This is a genomic window from Anabaena sp. UHCC 0253 (genome assembly GCF_009712085.1).
In the GTDB taxonomy this organism is placed as follows: Bacteria; Cyanobacteriota; Cyanobacteriia; order Cyanobacteriales; family Nostocaceae; genus Dolichospermum.
On sequence record NZ_VILD01000013.1, the window covers coordinates 73,384 to 77,798 of the forward strand.

At 40.1% G+C, this 4,415-nt stretch carries 5 protein-coding genes and 1 pseudogene; 5 read left to right on the forward strand and 1 reads right to left on the reverse strand.

The features are described 5' to 3' along the window. From FJR38_RS25670 to FJR38_RS25685, 5 genes are all read left to right on the forward strand, one after another. The coding region (locus FJR38_RS25670) for a helicase-related protein (protein WP_168540253.1) at positions 1 to 1,782 on the forward strand (1,782 nt) is incomplete at its 5' end. Between the two features lie 67 nt (positions 1,783 to 1,849). Further along, positions 1,850 to 2,575, forward strand: coding sequence for a hexitol phosphatase HxpB (gene hxpB, locus FJR38_RS25675; RefSeq protein WP_217360062.1), 726 nt, complete (start codon positions 1,850 to 1,852; stop codon positions 2,573 to 2,575). A 70-nt stretch (positions 2,576 to 2,645) separates the two neighbouring features. After that, positions 2,646 to 2,732 (forward strand): hypothetical protein, encoded by an 87-nt coding sequence (locus FJR38_RS29450; protein WP_371418296.1) that lies wholly within the window; start codon positions 2,646 to 2,648, stop codon positions 2,730 to 2,732. Beyond that, positions 2,713 to 3,072, forward strand: coding sequence for a hypothetical protein (locus FJR38_RS25680; protein ID WP_168540255.1), 360 nt, complete (start codon positions 2,713 to 2,715; stop codon positions 3,070 to 3,072). The genes FJR38_RS29450 and FJR38_RS25680 overlap by 20 nt, the downstream gene beginning before the upstream one ends. A 94-nt stretch (positions 3,073 to 3,166) precedes the next feature. Further along, positions 3,167 to 3,658 (forward strand): ASCH domain-containing protein, encoded by a 492-nt coding sequence (locus FJR38_RS25685; protein WP_168540257.1) that lies wholly within the window; start codon positions 3,167 to 3,169, stop codon positions 3,656 to 3,658. 12 nt (positions 3,659 to 3,670) lie between these two features. On the opposite strand, the pseudogene FJR38_RS25690 reads toward FJR38_RS25685, so the two are convergent. Further along, positions 3,671 to 4,415: pseudogene (locus tag FJR38_RS25690) on the reverse strand (cell death suppressor protein Lls1); the annotation flags it as partial.

Sequence of the window (4,415 nt, forward strand, 5' to 3'; positions counted from 1 at the left end):
CTGAATCAAAATAAATCAGGAATCGCCTTTTGTAACTCCCGGCGCAGTGTGCGAGAAGTTACAGAACTGTTAAAATCAAACCAAGTCACCGCATTTTACAGTGGCATTACTGCCGAACGTCGAGCCGAAGTAGTTAATCAACTTCAGTCTGGTACAATCAAGTGGATAATTGCCACAGAAGCCTTAGAAGCAGGAATTGATTTACCAGAATTAGAATGTTGTGTATTGCGTGGCTGGCCTGGTTCTAAAATGGCGTATCAGCAACGCAGTGGTCGAGCCGGACGTTCTCAACCAGGACTCACAGTGCTGCTTCCCAATGCTTTCAACCCTATTGATTGTTATGTGGCAGAACATCCAGAAATGCTGGTATCTGGAGAATCTGAAGAAGTGTTTTTTAATGATGAATATCCCATCTTTGCAGCCAAACATTTGATGTGTGCAGCCGCAGAAACAGGCATTCCCACTAACAAAATTAAACACTATTTTGGTGCAGCCGCTTTTGATGTTGCCAAACTGTTATTAGCCCAAGGACATTTATACAAAGGTCGGAATGGTTTATGGGCTAAAGGTTATCCCCATAAAGATGTGAATTTTCGGGGTGGTTTATCGCAAACAACTATCAAATTAGTAGATGCAATTTCTGGGGAAGAATTAGAGGAAATATCTGAAGATATCGCTTATCGAGAAGTGCATCCCCAAGCTATTTATAAACGACAAAATGCTAGGGGAGAAATGCTAACTTATCAATGTATTTCCTTAGACCTTAACAGTAAACGAGCGATTTTAAAACAAACAACAGATAAGGCAATTTTTACAGTTGCAACTACTGTATCACAAACGAGTAGTTTAACTGTGTTAACTGACCCAGTAAATTTACCATTACTGTTTTCTCCAGATGGTATAGAAGAAAAGAAACAGGAGGAACAGGAACAGAAAATAAAGGGGAAAGTTTCCCACAAAACTGACATTGTAGTCATAGGAAAATCTGTGAAGGAGGAACAGAGAATAAAGGAGAAAATTTCACACTCTGCACCTTTATCTGAAGTTGAAGACTGTCAGGAATACTTAACCCTAGAACTGAGTTTTGGTGAAGTTAAACACATTACCAGCGGTTACAGTTTAATGACGCAAATTTACGAGCAGACTTGTTTGAATAAACGCTGTCTTAACTATAAAGAACCCTTACCTCAACAACCGCGTTGTCCCCTATGTCGCAAACTCACCCGCAAAGCTGTCATTGTTAAAACCCTGTCAGAAGCCAAGTTTGAGCAACCTTACCGCACTCAGTTTTCTGCACCTATGGTAAAAGTAACAATTAACTCAAGTGCGCGAGAATACATCCAACAGTTTGCTAAAGAAACTAGAACCAGTTTAACCCGCAGTCAAGAACCGATACCTTCTGGTTATCAACAGTTGTGGGAATATTCCAGTCCCTTCATTACTATCCACAGCTTTGGACATCAAATTATGAGAGCATTACAGCTTGTAGCTAAAGTTGACCCCAAACAGGTGAATTTTACTGTGGTGAAGGAGTTGGGAGACGGTAACAACTATACTGGTTATTTCTATGATACCAGTGATGGTGGCAATGGTGCGGCTGAAGCTGTGTTTAAACATCTGCCAAAACTTGCTAGTGTTGGTAGAGCGATCGCACGAGATTGTAATTGCAATACTGGCTGTGCCAAGTGCCTAATTCAACATGGCTGTCCCGATGGGAATACTGCTTTACTCAAAAAGATGGGGTTGGTGTTGTTGGATGCAGTTGCTATAGCTGAAACATAGCCTTTTGAGTTATTAAATTTGCAGAAATACCTACCCTTAACTCTGTATTCACAGGGTAGGATTTAATATGTATAATGCCTGTACTTGGATAGGCTCACCAAAAGATTTTCCAGCGTTACCAGAGGTTTTTATGATAGATACGGCGGTCATATTTGATATGGACGGTTTGCTCATCAACAGCGAGCCTTTTTGGCATAAAGCGGAAGTAGAGGTATTCAATGACTTGGGAGTGCCACTACAAGAGAGTATGTGCAATCAGACAATGGGTTTACGTTGCGATGAGGTTGTCAGCTATTGGTATGCAAGATTTCCTTGGACAGATACGAGTCAATCTGAGGTAGCTGAACGGATTATCAATCGTGTCAGCGAACTTGTGATAACCCTCGGACAGCCCATGCCTGGTGCAATGGAAATTATACAATTATGTCAGCAGATGCACTTACCCTTGGGATTGGCTACCTCATCACCCATCTGTCTGATTGATGCAGTTCTAAAAAAGCTAAATTTGCAAGAGACATTCGATGTTGTCAGTTCTGCTCAGACAGAGGAATTTGGCAAACCCCATCCGGCAGTGTATCTGACAACTGCCCATCGTCTTGGAGTGCATCCCCAAAAGTGTGTGGCGTTTGAAGACTCTATTCGCGGCATCATCAGTGCTAAAGCAGCTTCCATGCGATGTATTGCCGTCCCAGCATTAGAAGAAAGAGAAGACCCCCGATTTGCGATCGCAGATGTCAAACTGGATTCATTAGAACAAATTAATGAGTCTTGGCTGAAGGCGTTTTTCACCTAATCGCGCTTTATACAAACAATGGCTTACGAGTCAATTATTAATATTCGCCAAGCGTCAAAATAATCGCTCAATGATAATTCAAGACCCAGCGATACGAGAACGTGTAACACAAATTACTCAAAGATTAATAGGTGGTTATGAACCAGAATTTAGATGAAAAACAAGCTCGTTTTAAACTCAATGAAATCCCAAATCGCTTAGGACATATCGCATCTAATTTAGCACGAATTAAGTCTTTTTCTCAGATTGCTTATAAAGAAGCGGTGAAAAGTGTAATTTCCGAAACCAAGTTGTTTATTGAGTGGACAGCAGCAGAAATAGAACCTATTCAAGCTGAGGAATTAGTAAATATTCAAGTTCAACTGGCAATGTGGGAATTAACTTGGGATGACATTTGGGAGGATGAAAAAGTGCGGACTGAAGTTGCCGAACAATCTGGCATTTGGTCTCAACGAGTTTTGGATATGTCAGGCTGGCTATCTGAATCTATGGCATAGTAACGAACTCTAAAAAAAGGTTTTATCTCAATTAAATGCACACCAGCTTAATAATTGAATGATAATTTACAAAATATCTGAGATGTTATTATTCATGAATAATCAAATAATAGAAAATTATTGGCAAGCTTATTTAGCCACACTTCCAAATAATTCACAAATTAACAATAAATATGATATAAGTCAATTTGGTGACAATTCTGATTTAGCAAATCAACTCAGTGATTTAGTTGTCAAAGGAATCAAAACTGCAACTTGTTCAGCTTTATGGGAATGGGAAGCAGAAGGAAGCGCACTTCCTGAAGTGGGATTAAAAGCGATTGTAATTGATGGTAATGAACAACCAATTTGTATTATTGAAATAACCGAAGTAAGCATTAAACCGTATATTGAGGTTGATACCCAGTTTGCTTATGATGAAGGTGAAGGCGACCGCTCACTCGAATTTTGGAGACAAGAACACTGGAACTATTTTTCCCGTGTCTTACCCAAAATAGGTAAACATCCAACACCGGAAATGCTATTGGTATGTGAGCGGTTTCGTGTTGTGTATAAGGAGTATATGCTGGAAATTAAGCACTATTGATTGAACATTGTTCTATTTTTTATCAGGCAGATTTCTCGGTGGAATCAACCGTCCTTGATAAAACCGTCGTTCTAACCTACCCAAACCAAACCAAATTCCCGCACCACTAATCACAACCAGAGTCAGAAAACTAATAGTGAAAATATCCGTCAGATCATAAATAAACATCAGCAAGGGAAGCAACGCCCAAACCAACACAGTCAACACAGCAACTCCCACCCGTAACCGTTGCAGATTAGCCAGCGCAGTCCGGCAACTAGCACATTTTTCTGTGTGAGAATGGTATCTATCTAATAAATCTTCCTTCGGTAATGAGGGTGATAAAGTTTTACCAGGAAACGGATCAACACTATATTGATTCACCCATGAACGCAACTGAAAGACAAACAAATCTGCCTTAGTTGGCAAATAAAACGCCTTAGTAAAATTACCACTACCACCACGTTCTTCTAGATACCGTTCTTGATGATGCAAGAAAATTTGGTCATCTTCTAAAACACTATTTTGCCCAATATGTGAATACCAGCGCGGAGTCAACTTCAAAAACAGTCCTGGTATTTTGGCAGAGAACTTGAACGGAAAAATTGCAAATAGCCGACATTCTCCCTTGCGAATAGGAGTGGCATAAACCACCGTTAAAGTCCTACCAAACTGTTTAGAGGTGAGATCATGCCACATCAAACCAGGAGCAATAAAAGTAGTATATTGTTTTCCTAAAGTACCTTTGCGGGGTCCTTCTTCCCAAACTCCTTTAAAT

Excerpts from the sequence above, each read along its gene's own strand:
- FJR38_RS29450 (WP_371418296.1), top strand. The coding sequence starts at position 2,646 with ATGATAATTCAAGACCCAGCGATACGAGAACGTGTAACACAAATTACT.
- hxpB (WP_217360062.1), top strand. The coding sequence starts at position 1,850 with ATGTATAATGCCTGTACTTGGATAGGCTCACCAAAAGATTTTCCAGCG.
- FJR38_RS25680 (WP_168540255.1), top strand. The coding sequence starts at position 2,713 with ATGAACCAGAATTTAGATGAAAAACAAGCTCGTTTTAAACTCAATGAA.
- FJR38_RS25685 (WP_168540257.1), top strand. The coding sequence starts at position 3,167 with ATGAATAATCAAATAATAGAAAATTATTGGCAAGCTTATTTAGCCACA.